The following is a 16923-nucleotide window of genomic DNA, read 5'->3' on the forward strand; positions in this document are numbered from 1 at the left end:
GACGGCTCGCCGCATCGCCGGGGCCTGACTCGTGGTCCGGCCCCGGCACCGCATCTTTTCATCTGTCCATGTCGTTCGTGACCCGCTTGCGCGCAGGCTAGTTCGCGTACCGTTCGGCGAGGCCGACGAGGGTCCGGGTGATCGCCCCGGTGCCGCCCTTCGGGGTGTAACCGTGCGGTTCGCCCTTGTTGAAGGCGGGGCCGGCCATGTCGATGTGCGCCCAGCTGACCCCCTCCGGCACGAATTCGCGCAGGAAGATGGCCGCCGTCAGCATCCCGCCGAAGCGCTCCGGGTGGAGGTTGGCGATGTCGGCGACGGGGGAGTCGAGCCCCTTGCGGAGCTCCTCCGGCAGGGGCATGCCCCAGGCTGCCTCGCCCTGCTCGCCCGCGGCCCGGACGACCTCCTCGCGGAGCTCGTCGTCGTTGGCCATGACGCCGGCCGTACGCCAGCCGAGCGCCACGATCTGCGCCCCGGTGAGCGTGGCGATGTCCACGATCACGTCGGGGTTGTCCTGGCCGGCGCGGGCGATGCCGTCGATCAGGACCAGACGGCCCTCCGCGTCGGTGTCGAGCACCTCGACGGTCTTGCCCGCGTAGCTGGTGAAGACGTCGGAGGGGCGCTGGGCGGTGCCGCTCGGCATGTTCTCCGCCAGGCAGAGGTAGCCGACCGCGTTGACCTTGAGACCCAGCTTGGCGATCGCGACGAGCGAGCCGAAGACCGCGCCCGCGCCTCCCATGTCCGACTTCATCCAGTCCATCGCGGCCGACGGCTTGAGCGACAGGCCGCCCGAGTCGAACGTGATGCCCTTGCCGACGAACGCGACCGTCTTGGTGGCCTCCGGGTGGCTGTAGGCGAGACGGACCAGGCGCGGCGGCCTGGCCGACCCCTGGCCCACCGCGACGATGCCGCCGAAGCCCTGCTCCTTGAGGGCGACCTCGTCCAGGACCTCCACCGACAGGCCCGCCTTCGAGCCGGTCTGCTCGGCGATCTCGGCGAAGCGGGCCGGCCACAGGTCCGAGGGCGGGGTGTTGACCAGGTCGCGGACCAGGGTGACCGACTCGGCCACGGTGGCGGCGCGCTCGACCGCGGCCTGGGCGCCGTCGGCGCCGCTCAGCACGGTCAGCTCGGCCACCGGGGCGGCCTGCTCGCCGGTGGTCCGGTAGGTCGTGAAGGAGTAGGCGCCGAGCAGGCCGCCCAGGGCGACGGCTCCGGCGCGCTCGGCGTCGGCGGCGGGCAGGGCGAGCGCGACGCGGGCGGTCCCCGCGAGGGCCCGGGTGGCCGTACCGGCGGCGCGGCGCAGCGTCTCGGGGTCGTAGTCGCCCTCGGGGGCGTCACCGAGGCCGACGACGGCCAGCAGCGGGGCGGTCAGCGCGCCGAAGGTCGGGAGCTTGACGATCTCGCCGGCTCTGCCCTTGACGCCCATCGCGCCGAGTGTCGCGGCGAGCCTGCCACCGAGCGCCTCGTCCAGGCTCTCGGCCCCCGGGGCGGGGCGAGGGCCGTCCGGGCCGGTGTGGACGCCGACGACCAGCGCGTCGGTATCGAACGAGACAGCGTTGTCAGTTGAGTTCAGCCGCACAGTGGTCACGTCGCCCGATGCTAGTCGGGCTTTGGCCGTACGCATAAACGCGGGTTCGTCCTACGAATTTACACCCCCTTATGAAGCTAATGTGGCTAGCACCATCCTGGCCATGGTGCTAGTGTCAATAGCATCATGTTGCTCACCCTGGACCTGAACGATCCCCGGCCCCTGCACGAGCAGGTCTCCGGGACGATCCGGCGTGCCATCGCCGACGGCTCCTACGCCCCCGGAGACCGGCTGCCACCTGCCCGGGACCTGGCGGACGCGCTGGGAATCAACGCCAACACCGTGCTGCGCGCGCTGCGTGAGCTGCGCGACGAGGGCCTGCTGGAGTTCCGCCGCGGTCGCGGCGTCAGCGTGCTCAGCCGGCCCGACGCCCGCGTGGTGCTGGAGGAGGCGGCGCGTGAGCTGCTCGCCGAGGCCGACCGGTACGGCTACGGCCCCGAGGAAGTCATCCACATCATCAGGGAGCTGTCATGACCCGGCCGGTACGGCTACCGCCCCCACCCGACACCCAAGGAAAAGGAGGCGACATGGCCGCCCGAGGCCGCACCGTCACCGTCACCGTCACCGTCACCGTCGCCGTGGTCTGGGGCGCGCTCGTCACCGCCCTCCTGACCGCCGTCCCCCTCACGCTGCGCGACCGCCTGCCCGACCCGCTCGCGACGCACTGGAACGGGTCCGCCCCCGACCGTGCCATGTCCTTCGCCGGCAACCTCGCGTTCGGCCTGGCACTCTGGCTGGTGGTCTGGGCCTTCCTGCTCGGCGCCGCGCTCCGTGGCGCGACACGGCACACCCGGCTGTGGCGCGCCCACTGGTGGGCCTTCCTCTTCGGCTGGGCGGTGCTCGCCCTCGGCGTGATGGGCTCCACTCTCTACGCGAACCTCGATGTCGCCGACTGGCGGCAGGCCGCGCTGCCCGGCTGGCTGATCGCCGTCGTGGTCGGCGCCGCCGTCGCGGTCGGCGTGCTGGCGGGCTATCTCGGCAGGGGAGAGCCCGACCGGCCCCGCGACCACACGGAGACCCCGGCCATGCGGCTGCGGCCGGGACAGCGCGCGGTCTGGGTGGGCCACGTCTCCAATCCCTGGCTGGTCGGTGCCTCCACCGTGGCCCTGGTGGCCACCGTGGCCGTGGGCGGGCTCTACGCGGCGGGCGTGCTGGCCGGCCAATTGGCCTGGGGCATCCTCATCCCCCTGCTGGTGGTGACCCTGCTGGGATTCGCCACGAGTTCGGTTGGCGTCCGCGTCGACGGCGGCGGCCTGCGCGTCGGCTTCGGCCCGTTCGGCCGGCTCGCCTACCGCATCCCGATCGGCAGGATCGAGTCGGCCTGGGCGGAGGAGCGCCTCCCCACCCAGGTCGGGGGCTGGGGCCTGCGCGGTCTGCCCGGCACGGGACGGATGACGGTCATGCTGCGCGGCGGGGACCACCTGGTCATCCGGCGTACCGGGGGAGGGGAGTTCGCCGTCTCCGCCGACGACGCCGAGCGCGGCGCGGCCCTGCTGAACGCCTACGTCGCCGAGCGGTCCGGCTCGTGATCCGCCGCCACGAGCCCTACCGGCCCGCCCTCATCCATCCCGCCCTCGGCTCTCTCCCGGCCCGGATCACGAGACGGGCCGGCCCCCACCCGGTTTCCGGCGTTCCCGAAGGTGGCGTCATGTCACGTCGTTCCCCTGACCTGTGGCTGTTCCTGCTCACCGCGTTCGGCCTGTCCTGGCTGGTCGCCCTCCCCATCTGGCTGACCGACGCCCCGCTCGGCTCCCCGATGATCACACTGCTCGCCATCGCGATCATGTTCACCCCCACGCTCGGCGTCCTCGCCGTCCGGCTGTACGGCAGGCGGCGGGAAGAGCCTGAGAACACCCGGCGTGAGTGGGCCCGTCGCCCCGGTCAGCCCACGGCCATCGCGCACACCACCAGCGCGGTGGCCGTGGCGGTCTCGACGAGCGCGCCGAGCACGTCCCCGGTGATCCCGCCCAGTCGCCGCACGGCCCTGCGCCGCAGGGCCCAGGCGGCCAGCAGCCCGGCCAGGACGGCGACGGGCGGACCCCAGACCGCCGCGGACGTATTCCCCCAGCGCAGGAGCAGGCCGTCCACCGGGGAGGTCCCGCCGAGGTCGAACGCACCGAGGTCGCCGATCTCCTGACTGATCTCGTATTCACCGTGCGGGAGGGACCACGGCAGTGCCCCCGGGGACCACGGCCCGAAGGCTCCGGCGGAGTGGAGGAACGCCAGCGCGGCCGCCCCGGCGAGCACGAGCGCCGTCACGGCCAGCGCGGGGCCTCGCCGTACGGTGCCCGAGACCATCGCACCGAGCCCGTCGGGACGGGCGGAGGGGACGCCCGCGCGGCAGGCCCAGGTGAGTGCCAGCCTCCCCGCCGCGCAGGCGGTGACCAGCGTGACCGGGCCCATCCCGGTGGCGGTGACCTCCGCCAGCGCCGCCACCTGGACCAGCAGGGTGAGGACCAGTGTCACGACGCCGAACGGGCCGATGTCGGACCTCTTCATGACCTCCAGCGCCTGCCCGGCCGGCCTGCCGCTGCCCAGCCCGTCGGCCAGGTCGGCCAGCCCGTCCAGGTGCAGTCCCCGTGTGAGCAGCGCCAGTGCGGCCACGGCCAGCACCGACGCCGGGAGCGGTGTGATCCCCAGCCAGAGCGCCACCACGAGCACGGCTCCGCCGACGGCCCCGAGCAGCGCTCCCACGAGCGGGGCGGCCGTCATCGCGATCCTCGCGGTCCCGCGGTCGACCGTCCCCGGACGGACCGGGAACACGCTCAGCGTGCCGATCGCGAGGCGCACCCCGTCGGCGAACGTGGACGGGCTCCCCGAAGGCGACGTTCCAGACACGGTCGACGATCGTAGTCCGCACGGCCGTCCGGCGGCTGTCCGGCCGGACGGCGGCTTCCGTCAGGCGGGTGGGTGAGCGGGTGCCTGGCCGGACGGGCAGGGGAGCGGTCCTCGCGTGGGTCGAGCGCTCAGCGGGATGGGCAGGGCGGGCAAAGTGCGCTGTCCCCGGATGGATGCGGGGCACCGGGCCCGGTGATCAGACGGGCAGGGGGAGGACACGGCCCGCCACCACCAGCGCGACGTCCTCGGATTCGAGCGCCAGCCGCTGGTTCAGGCGGCCGAGGGCGTCGCGGAACATCCGGCCGCTGGAGGTGGCGGGCACCACGCCGAGCCCGACCTCGTCGGAGACCGCCACGACCGGGACGCGGGTCTGCCGCCAGGCGGCGACCAACTCGTCGCACCGGGCCGTGACCGCTTCCCCTCCGCCCCCGCCCCAGGCGTCGCACGCGTCGAAGACCGCGGTGATCCAGGTGCCGAGCCCGTCGATCAGCATCGGGACCTCGGCGGTCCGCAGCAGCCCGGCCAGGTCGGTGGTCTCGGCCGTGCCCCAGTGGGCGGGCCGGCGCTCCCGGTGCGCCCGGACCCGGCGGTCCCACTCGGCGTCGTCGTCGCCGGCAGGTCCGGTCGCGACGTAGAGGACCTCGGGTTCGGCCGCCAGCCGGAGCTCGGCCTCGGCCGACTTGCCCGAGCGCGACCCGCCCAGGAGCAGGGTCCGCCGCGCTCGGGCGGGCCTGGCGGGCGCCGGCTCGCCGATGTCGAGGACCGTCCCGTCCGGTACGGCCCGCACCCCCCAGAGCGCGGCCCGCCGCGCCAGCTCCGTCTCCGCCGGCACCCGGTGATCGATGTCCACGGCCACGACCTGGGTCCGCTCGCCGACCACGCCGCGGCGGCGCAGGTCCCCCAGCCGCTCCGGCCGGTCCAGCACGTCCATCAGCACCAGCTCGTACGGGGGCCGTCCGCCCTCCTCGCCCACCGGGTCCGGGGAGCCCCCCGCGTGCGACGGGCTCGGCCGCCCGTCCCGCTCTCCGTGGCGGCCCGAGGGCACGTAGAGGATCCGGCCCCCGCCGGGAACGGTGAGGGTGAGCCCGTCGGGGCCGGCCGAGGCCCGGTGCCCGGGTGGGAGGGGGCCGGCGGGCAGGAGCCGTACGGGGCCGGCGAGGGCGGTCGCGGGCTCGATGAGGACGACTTCGGTGGGGCGGCGGTGACCGGGGGCGAGTCGCGCGCAGGAGGCGCACCCGCAGTCCGGCGCCGGCCAGCCGGCACCGGCCGCCGTGCCGGAGATCAGGACCTTCACCGGCTCAGCGTACGGGCGGGGCCGGCGGGGGAACGCGCCACGGGTGCCGCTGAGCGCCTGCCTCCATGATGGGAGATGTAGGGTTCGCTGAGCCGTCGGCGGCACCGGGAAAACGCGCGAAAGGACCGTATGGCATGACGTGGCACTGGCGTTATGAAAACGCGAATGGCGGCATCGTGACAGAGGGAGTCACCCCGTCCGACACGTTCCCGAGCCAGGCGGACGCGGAGTCATGGCTTGGTGAAAGCTGGCGTGAGCTGCTGGAATCCGGTGTCGAAAAGGTCACTCTGCTCGATGGTGACCGGGTCGAATACGAGAAGATGTCGCTGCGTTCCGAATAATCCGAATAAGCGGAAAACCCCCGGGGCCTCCACTGGACGATGGAGACCCCGGGGGTTTTTAACACCGGTGACTACGGGCGCTTCTCCGGGCTGACGGTCTTGGCCGGGTCCCGCTCGACGACCGGGCCGAGGACGTCGTCGATCTTCTTCAGCACCTCGGCGTCCAGCTTCACCCCGGAGGCCTTGACGTTGTCACGGACCTGCTCCGGCTTCGTCGCCCCGATGATGGCGGAGGCCACGTTCGGGTTCTGCAGCACCCACGCCACCGCGAGCTGGGCCATGCTCAGCCCGAGGTCGCCGGCGATCGGCTTCAGTTCCTGGACGCGGGTCAGCACGTCGTCGTTCAGCATCCGGGAGATGAAGTTGCCGCCGCTGGGGTCGGTGGCCCGGGAGCCCGCGGGCGGCGGCTGGCCCGGCAGATACTTGCCGGTGAGCACGCCCTGGGCGATCGGGGACCAGACGACCTGGCTGAGGCCCTCCTTCTCGGAGAGCGGCACGACCTCGGACTCGATGACCCGCCACAGCATCGAGTACTGCGGCTGGTTGGAGACCAGGCGGTCGAAGCCCATCTCGTCGGCGATCTTCAACGCCTGGGCGATCTGGTCGGCGGTCCACTCGCTGACGCCGACGTAGAGGACCTTGCCCTGCCGTACGAGGTCGTCGAAGGTCTTGAGGGTCTCCTCCAACGGCGTCTCGACGTCGAAGCGGTGGGCCTGGTAGAGGTCGACGTAGTCGGTCTGCAGGCGGCGCAGGGAGCCGTGGATGGACTCGGTGATGTGCTTGCGCGACAGGCCGCGGTCGTTGGGGCCGGCACCCGTGGGCCAGTAGACCTTGGTGAAGATCTCCAAGGACTCGCGGCGGACACCCTTCAGCGCGCGCCCGAGCACCTCCTCCGCCTTGGTGCCCGCGTAGACGTCAGCGGTGTCGAAGGTGGTGATCCCCTCGTCGAGCGCGGCCCGCACGCACTCCTTGGCGGCGTCCTCCTCGACCTGGGAGCCATGAGTGATCCAGTTGCCGTAGCTGATCTCGCTAACCATGAGACCACTGCGGCCAAGGTGACGGAATTCCATACTCCGACCCTAGTAGGTGCCATGGGACGGATTGATTCGGGATACTCTGCCCGGCGTGCTGCGCTTGATCACTTCTCGATGGGTACGGCTTGCGGCTGTGGCTGCCGTGGCGGCGGCGATCGTCGTGGTGGTCCTGCGCCTGCGCCGTCCCCCTGCCGTCCCCGGAACCGCCCGCCGCGTCGGGGCGGGACCGGATGCCCGCGCCGCCTCGGCCGGGCGGAACGCCCCCCGCGCCGAGGCCGTGCCTCCGTGGCCCCCCGTTCCGATCCTCGGCGTCCCCACCGCCGACGACCTCGGACGCTATGCCAAAAGGCCCTACATCCCCGGCTTCCTCAGTGCCGAGCCTTCCCCGCGACAGCCCCTGGACGCCGCCACCCGCCGCCGTCTGACCCGCTGGGGCACCGTCGCGGCCGCGCTGTGCCTGCTGGCCTTCGCCACCCAGGCCCTGGAGGACGCGACCTTCTCCAAGGAGACGACGGCGGGCGTGGAGGCCGTCGGGGAGGCCAGGTTCGAGGGAGAGGACTCTTCCGCGACCGGTCCGTGCGGCCCGGAAAGGGGGGTGCCCACGGTGCCACCGGGCGTCTACGTCAGCACGCTCTGTGACGTGAGGGTCAACGACCTGACGGATGGGGAACGCGCGGACGACCTGTTCCGCGCCGTCACCCGGGCGCGGGACCCCGCCGCCACGGAGGATCCGTACGGATCGGCTCCCGACGCCGACTGCCACCCCGCGGCGCGGGCACCGCGGGTGCGGGCGCTCAGCCCGAGGGTGGTCCGGGCGGTCGGCAGGCAGTGGGCGCGGATCGAGAGGTGGCTGAAGGCCAACGACCCCGCGAGCTACCGCACGCTCGGACCACCCGCCCGGGCCCGGACGATCGCGGTCGCGGAGTCGCAGATGGGCCTGCGCTTCCCCGACGACCTGCGCGCCTCGCTGCTGCGGCACAACGGGGCCGCGGCGGAGCGCGGGAGCCGGCCGTTCGGCTTCCTGGGCACCACGGGGATGAACGTCCGGGAGATCCGCGACACCTGGCGGACGCTGTGCGGGATCGACGACACCGACGAGGGTGGCGACCCGCGTGTGGAGTGGTGGGACGGCCGCATGATCCCCTTCGGTTCCGACGGGAGCGGCAACCACCTCGTGGTCGACTCGGTCAGGCGCGATGTGGGGGACACCGACAACGAGGGCCAGATGAGTTTCACGCCGGGCGGCGTCCCGGTCCGCTCGCACTACGCGCTGCTCAAGGCGACCGCCGACGCGATGGAGACCGGCGGATCCGTCGGCTACTGGAGACCCGTGGTGACCGAGGGCGCGTTCGACTGGGAGGTCGCGGAGTGAGAGGCGCGGTCGTACGGCCGCCCGGAGACGGCCCCTCGGACCCGCACACGACCCTTCGGATCCGGAGGGGCCCGTGAGAAACCTGGGGTCTCTCCCTTGAATGACCCGGAGACGTCCCGCAAAAAAGGAGAGCCCCGTCCCCGGAGAAGGGGACGGGGCTCTCGTGGCCTAATTCTTCGGCGGGACGGGTTTGCCGCCGGGCAGGAGGGCGGGGGGCGGGAAGCGCAGCTTGCGGATCTGCAGCGCGCGCATGGCGGCGTAGAAGCCGACCCCCCTGGTGCTCTCGTTGGGGAACTTCTCGGCCACCAGCTTCTTGACCTTCCACGACACCCAGACCGAGGTGAGCAGCACGCCCACCATCATGATCGGCCAGCCGATCGTGATGACGGCGACGTTGATGTAACCGCGGATCTCGGCGGGGAAGGGGACCCAGGTGAGAAGCAGGATCAGCAGCGAGAAGGGCAGGAAATACTGGCTGACGATCCGGCGGGAGTCGACCCAGTCACGGGCGAACTTGCGGGCCGGGCCCTGGTCGCGTGCCGGGAAGTAGCGCTCGTCGCCGCGCATCATGCCCTCCCGCGCCTTGACGCGGTCGTTGGCCTGGCGCTCGCGGAGCTGCTTGTAGGCCTCTTTGCGGTTCTGGGGGGCGTTCACCGGCTGGCGGCGACGGCCTTCGGCGTCCCGGCGCTTGGGTGTGGGACGCCCCTTGCCCGCAGGCTTAGGATCGTTAGCGGAGGCGGGGGAGTCGTCCGCAGTGGTCTGGGTACGTCGGAACACATCGTCAGCCTACCGGGACTGCAACTTAGTGACGCCCTCGTGCGTTATGCGTAGGGTGAACCTAGTGGCTCCAGTGCTTTCTCGGGGGGCTGGAATCACTGGGTGACCCGAAGGCATTTGAAGAAGGGGACGGCCGACGCGCATGAGCGTGATGAAGAGACTTTCGCTGATTTTCCGGTCCAAGGCGAACAACGCGTTGGACAAGATGGAAGATCCTCGCGAAACCCTGGACTACTCATATCAGCGCCAGCTTGAGCTGTTGCAGAAGGTGCGCCGGGGGGTGGCCGACGTCGCCACCTCGCGCAAGCGGGTGGAGTTGCAGATCAACCAGATCGAGGCCCAGTCACGCAAGCTTGAGGAGCAGGGGCGCAAGGCGCTCGGCGTCGGCCGCGAGGACCTCGCCCGCGAGGCGCTGACCCGCCGGTCGAGCCTGCAGACCCAGATCGCCGACCTCCGCGTGCAGCACGACAACCTGCAGGGCGAGGAGGAGAAGCTCACCACCGCCTCGCACCGGCTGCAGGCCAAGGTCGACTCCTTCCGTACGCGCAAGGAGACGATCAAGGCGACCTACACCGCGGCCGAGGCGCAGACGCGGATCAACGAGGCCTTCTCCGGCATCTCCGAGGAGATGGGCGACGTCGGTCTGGCGATCCAGCGGGCCGAGGACAAGACGGCCTCGATGCAGGCCCGTGCGGGTGCCATCGACGAGCTGCTGGCCAGCGGGGCGCTCGACGACTTCAGCGGACAGCGCGGCGACGACATCCAGGCCGAGCTGGACCGCATGGGCGGCGGCCATGACGTGGAGCTGGAGATCGCCCGGATGAAGGCCGAGCTCGGTCAGGGCTCCGCGCCCAAGAGCGCGATCGAGTCCGGGGCCCCCCAGCCGCAGCAGCAGCCGCAGCAGTCCCCCCAGACGCAGCAGTACCGTCAGCCGGGGGAGGGACTGTGATCGTTCGCATCATGGGTGAGGGGCAGACCGAGATCGCTCCGAGTGACCTCGACGTCCTCAACGCCCTGGACGGTGAGCTGGAGGCGGCCATCGAGGCCGGCGACGAGGAGACGTTCAGATCTCGCCTGCACGACCTGCTGGACAAGGTGCGTCATGTGGGGAGGGCGCTTCCGGACGACAGCCTGGAGCCTTCCGAGCTGATTTTGCCTCCGGCTGACGCTTCCATGGAAGAAGTGCGGGAGATGCTCGGCGATGAGGGGCTGATTCCCGGATAGTTTGGGCATATGGCACAGACCCGGTTTGCCCCGGACCGGGGCTTGACCAGCCGCATGGTTGCGACCATGTTCCTGCTCGGACTTCTGTATGTGATCTTCGTGGGAGTGCTGGTCGCCCTGGGGGTCCAGACCCTCCTGGTGCTGCTCATCGCCGGAGGCACCCTGCTGGTCCAGTACTTCATGTCCGACCGCATCGCGCTGTTCGCGATGCACGGGCATGAGGTCACTCCGGAGCAGGCACCCGAGTTGCACGGCATGATCGACCGGCTCAGCGCCATGGCCGACATGCCCAAGCCGAGGGTGGCGATCGCCGATTCGGACATCCCGAATGCGTTCGCCACCGGCCGCAACCAGAAGAACTCCGTGGTGTGCGTGACCACCGGCCTGCTGCGCCGCCTTGATCGGGCCGAGCTCGAGGGCGTGCTCGCCCACGAGATGTCCCATGTCGCCCACCGCGACGTCGCCGTGATGACCATCGCCTCGTTCCTCGGCATCGCCGCCGGCCTCATGACGAGGTTCGCGCTCTACACCGGTCTGGGGCGTGGCCGCGACGACAGGGGCGGCCTGCCGATCGGCCTGATCATCATGCTGGTCTCGGGTCTGGTGTACGCAGTCAGCTTCCTGCTCACCCGCGCCCTGTCCCGCTACCGTGAGCTGGCCGCCGACCGCGCCGGGGCGCTCCTCACCCAGCGCCCCTCGGTTCTGGCGAGTGCGCTGGTCAAGATCAGCGGTGAGATGGCCCGCATCCCGACCAGGGACCTGCGTGAGGCCGAGCCGTTCAACGCCTTCTTCTTCGTCCCGGCGCTGTCCGGGGGCACCAGCCTGGCCGCGCTGTTCGCGACCCACCCGCCGTTGAACCGGCGCCTGGAGCAGCTCGCCAGGATATCCGCCCAGCTCGGACAGGGAGTGTAACGGTGAAGTGGTGGGACGCGTTGCTGGGCCGTACCGACCCTGTCCAACCGGACCTGGACGCGCTGTTCGCGCTGCCGTCGGCGGCGGTGACCCTGCAGGCCGCGACCGGGCTGGTGCCGGCCGGGACGGGGGCGGTCTGCTTCCGAGCAGCCGAGGGCGGTGCCTTCGCCGAATTGGAGCGCGACGTCACCCAGTTGCTCGCCGCCGGGGGCGGCCCGCCGGTGGAGGAGTCCAAGGACACCTACGGTTACAGCTGGCTGCTGGTGCGCCGCCCGCCCGATCAGCTCAGCGAGCTGGTCACCGACCTGCACGCGGTCAACTCCTCCCTGGAGGCGGCGGGCTTCGGCCCGTCCCTGCTCTGCTCGCTGGTCTCGTTCACCGACAGCTCCGCCCGCAACGTCGCCCTGGTCTACCTCTACAAACGAGGCACCTTCTACCCGTTCGCGCCGCTGTCCGGACAGCACCGGGACAACGCGCTGGAGCTTCAGATGCGCGGCGCGGTCGAGGGCGAGCTGCCGCTCGAACCCGATCTCGGCCGATGGTTTCCCCTGTGGGGCGCTCCAGGGCTCTGAGGAGATGCGCGCCGGGCGGAGGCTGACCAGGGTCGCGGCCTGCGCGTTCGCCGTCGCGGCCCTGGGGTACAGCGCGTGGGTGCCGGTGCAGTTCCTCAACACGAGGATCGGCGGGCCGGGCGCGTACGTCAGCGAGCTGGCCGCGGCCGACCAGCCGTGGTCGTGGCTGGTACGGGCCGCCGACGTGCTCTCCGGGATCGCGTGCCTGGTCGCGGTGGCGCTGGCGCCCGACGAGCGTCCCTGCCGGTGGGCGACGGCGGGCTGGCTCGGTCTCGCGCTGCTGGGGGTGATGACGGTCCTGGACAGCGGGGCCTTCCCGCTGGACTGCGCCGTGCTGAGCGACCCCTCCTGCGCCGCGGCCGAGGCGGCGGGACGGGTCTCGGCCGCCCACCGGATCCACACGGTGACCAGTGCCCTGGCGTCCGCGGGAGCCGTGCTCAGCCTCGTGGCGCTGCCGGTGAGCGCGCTGCGGCGGCGCAGGTGGCCGCTCATCGGGTACGGCGGGGCGGTGCTGGCCGTGCTCATGGCCGCCGCCACGGTCTGGACCCTGGCAGCCGTCGCGTCCGGTGCCCCGGTGGGGGTCGCGCAGCGGTTCCAGGTCGCCGTCATCGGGCTCTGGCTGCTGCTGGTGGCGGTCGCCCTCTGGCGGGACCGGACGGCGGCGCCCCCGCCGAAGTCGCACATCCTGCTGGAGGGGGCCGGCACGCCGCCGGTGCTGATCTGCGCCGGAATGGCGGCGGCATGGTTCCACTGGGACCGGGTCGCCGCCGACCTGGGCCGCGACCATGCGGTGATCCGGTTCGACCGGCCAGGTCTGGGGCTCAGCTCCGGCCACCGCCGTCCGCCCACGTTGCGCCAGGAGGCGGAGCGGATCGGCGCGCTGGCCGACGTCCCCCTGGTGGTGGCCCACTCGGCGGCGGGCCGGCACGCGGAGGCGTTCGCCCGGCTCCATCCCGGGCGGGTGGCGGGGCTGGTGCTGGTCGACCCCAGCTGTGACTCCGTGGTGCGGCCCCGGGGCGCCGCGCGCGCGGCCGCCGTACGCGCCGTGCAGCGTGCGCTGCCCGCCCTCGGCGGCACGTTCGGCGCGACCGTCCTCGCCTCTCTCACGCTGCCTTTCGCGCACCGCCTTCTCATGGGGGCGCACGACCGCGCCCGGAGCGTGTACGGCAGGGGCCGTGTCCTGGCCGCCACGGTGGCCGAGTGGCTCGCCTACCGGGACATGGCCGTCGAGCTACGCGGGTTGCGTGCGACCTGTCCTTTCCCCGACGTCCCCGTCGTCATCCTCAGCGCGGGCCCCGAGGACCCCTGCCACCGTGACCTCGCCGCGCTGCTGAACGCCAAGCTGATCTCCCTTCCGGACACCGGGCACGAGGTCGAGCTGGAACGGCCGGAGGCGATCGCCGGAGCGGTACGGGCGATCAGTAGATTTCACGATACGTAGCCGGGTATACGATCTGGGTAGCGGTCATCTCGGGGGTGTGGTGATGGCATCTCGGCTGAAGAACCGGCGCTGGACGGCGGTGGTGCCCCGGGCGCTGGGTGTGTTCTTCGCGGTGCTGTCGGCCTACTCGACCGTCATCACCCTGGTCGGGCCGGTGCGGAGGCTGCTGCGGCCGGTCACCGACGCGGTCAGCACCAGCATCTTCTCTGTCGAGGCGAACCTCGGCTACGCCGTGTTCCTGGCGATCCTGGCCGGGGCCGTCGCCCGCCACAAGCGCGCGGCGTACTGGCTGCTGGTGGTGCTGCTGTCGCTGACCGCGCTGCTCGACGTGATCCTCCTGCCGCCGTTCTCCCCTCTGGGGGACAACGTCATCCGGCGGATCGGATCCACCTGGTTCCTGGTCGCGGGCACGATCAACCTGGCCTTCGTCACCGGCCTGCTGGCCGTACTGGTGCTGGCCCGCCGCGAGTTCTACGCCAAGGTCCAGCGCGGCGCCTTCCGTAAGGCGCTGCTGACCCTCGTCGTCCTGCTCGCGGCCTCCTTCGGCGTCGCCTACCTGCTGGTCAGCCTCTTCCCCGGCACGCTGACGCCGCCGGGCAGGACCGCCTGGGCGCTGGAGAAGGCGCTGGGCGGCGCGGTCACCCTCGACCTCGACCGTGTCGGGCACCCGCCCACCTGGGTCGGTCTCGTCGTGGGCCTGCTGACGGCCGCCGCGATCCTGTCGGCGTTCCTGGTGCTGTTCCACTCCCAGCGGGCCAGCGCCGAGCTGCCCCCGTCGGAGGAGGCCTGGTTGCGCGAGCTGCTGGCCGCCACGGGAGAGCGCGACTCGCTGGGATACTTCGCCACCCGGAGGGACCGGACCGCCATCTTCTCGGCGAGCGGCAAGGCGGCGGTCTCCTACCGGGTGGTCGCGGGCGTCAGCCTGGCCGGGGGAGACCCGATCGGCGACGTGGAGGCGTGGGAGCCGGCCATCCGCATGTGGATGGACCAGGCAGGGGAGTACGGCTGGACGGCGGCGGCCATCGGGGCGAGCGAGGAGGGCGCCAGGGCCTACAACCGGGCCGGGCTGCGGGTGCTCCAGCTCGGCGACGAGGCGGTGATCGAGGTGGCCGCCTTCACCCTGCGCGGCCGGGAGATGCGCGGCGTGCGGCAGGCGGTCAACCGGGTCGAGCGGGCCGGATACACGGTGCGCGTCCGGCGGCACGAGGAGCTGACCCCGCGGGAGATGCGCGAGATCATCGACCGGGCCGAGGTATGGCGGGACACCGAGGCCGAACGCGGCTTCTCGATGGCGCTGGGCAGGCTGGGGGACCCGGCGGACGGCAGGTGCGTGCTGGTCGAGGCCCTCGCCCCTGACGGCGGCCACGCCGCACTGCTGTCCTTCGTGCCCTGGGGGGAGCGCGGCCTGTCCCTGGACCTGATGCGCCGCGACCGCGAGGCCGACAACGGCCTGACGGAGTTCATGGTCTCCGGTCTCGTCGAGCAGGCCCCGGCGCTGGGGGTGGAGCACATCTCGCTGAACTTCGCGGTCTTCCGCGCCGCCTTCGAGGAGGGTGCCAGGATCGGCGCCGGGCCGGTGCTGCGGGCCTGGCGGGGGATGCTGCTGTTCTTCTCCCGGTGGTGGCAGCTGGAGTCGCTGTACCGGTCGAACGTGAAGTACCGCCCCGCGTGGGTGCCGCGCTACCTCGCCTACGAGGACGGCCGCGACCTGGTCAAGGTCGGTCTCGCCTCGGTGATCGCCGAAGGCTTCCTGGGACACGGGCCGAGCCTGCCCACGTTGCTGCGACGCGGGGAGAGACCGGCCCGGCCGGTGGTGGGGGCTCCCCCCGGGATCCCGGCGGCCCGCACGCCGAAGACGGGTGAGAGCCGGCGGGGCCCCGCCGTATCGGAGCAGATGAGGGTCCGCCTCGCCAAGCTGGAGCGGATCCGGGCAGAGGGGAGTGATCCGTACCCGGTGGGTCATCCGCGCACCCATACCGCCGCCGAGGTACGGCGGGCCCACCCCGGTGTCCCCGCCGACGTCCGGACCGGAGAGCGGGTCGCGGTGGCCGGAAGGGTGATGCTGGTTCGCGACCACGGAAAGCTGCTGTTCGCCACCCTCGCCGACTGGAGCGGCGCCCTGCAGCTCATGATCACTCAGAGCGCTGACCTGGAACGCTGGCGCCGCACCGTCGACCTGGGCGACCAGGTCGGCTGCACCGGCGAGGTCGTCACCAGCCGGACCGGGGAGCTCTCCGTGCTCGCCGAGGAGTGGGCGCTGACCGCCAAATGCCTGCGCCCGCTACCCGGCGGGCACCATGGCACGGCCGGTCCCCAGGCGCGGGTACGGCGACGCTACCTCGACCTGGTGACCGACGCCGAGGCCCGCGAGACACTGCGGATCCAGGGCGCCGTCCTGCACGGCCTGCGTGACGCGCTGGTCCGCCGGGGTTTCCTGGAGACCGTGACGCCGATCCTGCAGTCCGTCCACGGCGGCGCCGGCGCGCGGCCGTTCACCACCCACATGAACGCCTACGACCTGGGCCTCTCCCTGCGGATCGCGCCGGAGCTGTACCTGAAGCGCCTGTGCGTGGGCGGTGTGGAGCGGGTCTTCGAGCTCGGCCCGGCCTTCCGCAACGAGGGGGTCTCCTACAAGCACAACCCCGAGTTCACGATGCTGGAGGCCTACCAGGCCTACGCCGACTACCGGACGATGCTGGACCTCGCCCGCGAGCTCGTCCAGGAGGCGGCCACCGCGGCGTTCGGCGCGCCGGTGCTCCGCAGGCACGGGCAGGAGATCGACATCTCCGGGGCCTGGCCGGTCGTCGCCGTGAACGAGGCCGTCTCGGAGGTCACGGGGGAGCAGGTGAACGCGGACACCTCCGTCCAGGAGCTCCGCAAGCTGGCCGACCGGCTGGCGATGCCGTACGACCCGCGATGGGAGCGGGGCGCGATGCTCGTGGAGCTGTACGAGCGGCTCGTGGAGGAGCGGACCGTCGAGCCGGCCTTCTACACCGACTTCCCGGCCGAGACCGCACCCCTCGCCCGGCCGCACCGCCGTGATCCGAGGCTGGCCGAGCAGTGGGATCTGGTCGCCTTCGGCGTCGAGATCGGCACCGCCTGCTCCGAGCTGACCGACCCCGTCGAGCAGCGCCGCCGGCTGGCCGAGCAGTCGCTTCGGGCCGCCGCCGGAGATCCGGACGCGATGGAGCTGGATGAGGGCTTCCTGCAGGCGCTGGAGTACGCCATGCCGCCCACCGGGGGGCTCGGCATCGGCGTCGACCGGCTCATCATGCTGCTGACCGGGAAGTCGATCAGGCAGACGCTGACCTTCCCGTTGGTCCGGCCTCGCGGTTGACACACCAGCTGTGACCATCAGCCCGCACAGAGGACGATCGACGATCCGGCGCTGCGCGACCTGATCGGGCGGTGCCTGTCCAAGGACGCCGGCCTGCGGCCCAGCACGGGAGAGGCGCTGCTGCGGCTGCTCGGCTGGTGGCGAGAACGCACGGTGATCTGACGTTCAAGGTATGACAGGGCACACCGGCGGCTCC

General features: G+C 72.0%; 15 protein-coding genes. 10 read left to right on the forward strand and 5 right to left on the reverse strand.

Features of this window, described 5'->3' with window-relative positions:
- Window positions 1-97 precede the first annotated feature (97 nt).
- On the reverse strand, window positions 98-1621 hold the full coding sequence (locus FHR32_RS27210) for a leucyl aminopeptidase (RefSeq protein ID WP_184757371.1): 1524 nt from the start codon (window positions 1619-1621) through the stop codon (window positions 98-100).
- Between the two features lie 90 nt (window positions 1622-1711).
- On the opposite strand from FHR32_RS27210, the gene FHR32_RS27215 reads away from it, so the two are divergent.
- Window positions 1712-2059 (forward strand): GntR family transcriptional regulator, encoded by a 348-nt coding sequence (locus FHR32_RS27215; protein WP_184757372.1) that lies wholly within the window; start codon window positions 1712-1714, stop codon window positions 2057-2059.
- Between the two features lie 53 nt (window positions 2060-2112).
- A complete protein-coding gene (locus FHR32_RS27220; protein ID WP_184757373.1) occupies window positions 2113-3114 on the forward strand; it encodes a phosphatidylglycerol lysyltransferase domain-containing protein in 1002 nt (333 codons plus the stop codon).
- A 352-nt stretch (window positions 3115-3466) separates the two neighbouring features.
- On the opposite strand, the gene FHR32_RS27225 is transcribed toward FHR32_RS27220, so the two are convergent.
- Both FHR32_RS27225 and FHR32_RS27230 read right to left on the reverse strand, forming a co-directional pair.
- Window positions 3467-4423 (reverse strand): adenosylcobinamide-GDP ribazoletransferase, encoded by a 957-nt coding sequence (locus tag FHR32_RS27225; protein WP_312882717.1) that lies wholly within the window; start codon window positions 4421-4423, stop codon window positions 3467-3469.
- A gap of 196 nt (window positions 4424-4619) precedes the next feature.
- On the reverse strand, window positions 4620-5717 hold the full coding sequence (locus tag FHR32_RS27230) for a bifunctional adenosylcobinamide kinase/adenosylcobinamide-phosphate guanylyltransferase (RefSeq protein ID WP_184757374.1): 1098 nt from the start codon (window positions 5715-5717) through the stop codon (window positions 4620-4622).
- 134 nt (window positions 5718-5851) lie between these two features.
- Here FHR32_RS27230 and FHR32_RS27235 point away from each other — a divergent pair, with 134 nt between their 5' ends.
- Window positions 5852-6058: a hypothetical protein gene (locus tag FHR32_RS27235; RefSeq protein ID WP_184757375.1), complete on the forward strand. Its 207-nt coding sequence runs from the start codon at window positions 5852-5854 to the stop codon at window positions 6056-6058.
- Window positions 6059-6129: 71 nt separating this feature from the next.
- On the opposite strand, the gene FHR32_RS27240 is transcribed toward FHR32_RS27235, so the two are convergent.
- Window positions 6130-7128, reverse strand: a complete 999-nt coding sequence (locus FHR32_RS27240) for an aldo/keto reductase family protein (RefSeq protein WP_184757376.1) — start codon at window positions 7126-7128, stop codon at window positions 6130-6132.
- Window positions 7129-7183: 55 nt separating this feature from the next.
- Between FHR32_RS27240 and FHR32_RS27245 the strand changes: the two genes are divergently transcribed.
- Window positions 7184-8464 carry an SMI1/KNR4 family protein gene (locus FHR32_RS27245; RefSeq protein WP_184757377.1) on the forward strand — a complete coding sequence of 427 codons (1281 nt, stop codon included), beginning with the start codon at window positions 7184-7186 and terminating at the stop codon, window positions 8462-8464.
- A gap of 168 nt (window positions 8465-8632) precedes the next feature.
- Here the strand turns inward: FHR32_RS27245 and FHR32_RS27250 are convergent, their stop codons facing one another.
- Window positions 8633-9241 carry a DUF3043 domain-containing protein gene (locus FHR32_RS27250; protein ID WP_184757378.1) on the reverse strand — a complete coding sequence of 203 codons (609 nt, stop codon included), beginning with the start codon at window positions 9239-9241 and terminating at the stop codon, window positions 8633-8635.
- A 142-nt stretch (window positions 9242-9383) separates the two neighbouring features.
- Here FHR32_RS27250 and FHR32_RS27255 point away from each other — a divergent pair, with 142 nt between their 5' ends.
- From FHR32_RS27255 to lysX, 6 genes are read left to right on the forward strand one after another with little or no spacing between them, the layout of a single operon-like run.
- Window positions 9384-10190, forward strand: coding sequence for a PspA/IM30 family protein (locus tag FHR32_RS27255; protein WP_184757379.1), 807 nt, complete (start codon window positions 9384-9386; stop codon window positions 10188-10190).
- The gene (gene pspAA / locus FHR32_RS27260) at window positions 10187-10465 is read left to right on the forward strand and encodes a PspA-associated protein PspAA (protein WP_184757380.1); all 279 of its coding nucleotides are present in this window, start codon (window positions 10187-10189) and stop codon (window positions 10463-10465) included. The genes FHR32_RS27255 and pspAA overlap by 4 nt, the downstream gene beginning before the upstream one ends.
- Before the next feature lie 9 nt (window positions 10466-10474).
- Entirely contained in the window at window positions 10475-11377 is a 903-nt protein-coding gene (htpX, locus tag FHR32_RS27265; RefSeq protein ID WP_184757381.1) for a zinc metalloprotease HtpX, read from the forward strand.
- 2 nt (window positions 11378-11379) lie between these two features.
- Entirely contained in the window at window positions 11380-11949 is a 570-nt protein-coding gene (pspAB, locus tag FHR32_RS27270) for a PspA-associated protein PspAB (protein ID WP_184757382.1), read from the forward strand.
- Window positions 11950-11953: 4 nt separating this feature from the next.
- Window positions 11954-13390, forward strand: coding sequence for an alpha/beta fold hydrolase (locus tag FHR32_RS27275; protein WP_184757383.1), 1437 nt, complete (start codon window positions 11954-11956; stop codon window positions 13388-13390).
- A 43-nt stretch (window positions 13391-13433) separates the two neighbouring features.
- Window positions 13434-16727: a bifunctional lysylphosphatidylglycerol synthetase/lysine--tRNA ligase LysX gene (gene lysX / locus FHR32_RS27280; RefSeq protein WP_184757384.1), complete on the forward strand. Its 3294-nt coding sequence runs from the start codon at window positions 13434-13436 to the stop codon at window positions 16725-16727.
- Window positions 16728-16923 lie beyond the last annotated feature (196 nt).

The organism is Streptosporangium album, assembly GCF_014203795.1.
Lineage (GTDB): Bacteria > Actinomycetota > Actinomycetes > Streptosporangiales > Streptosporangiaceae > Streptosporangium > Streptosporangium album.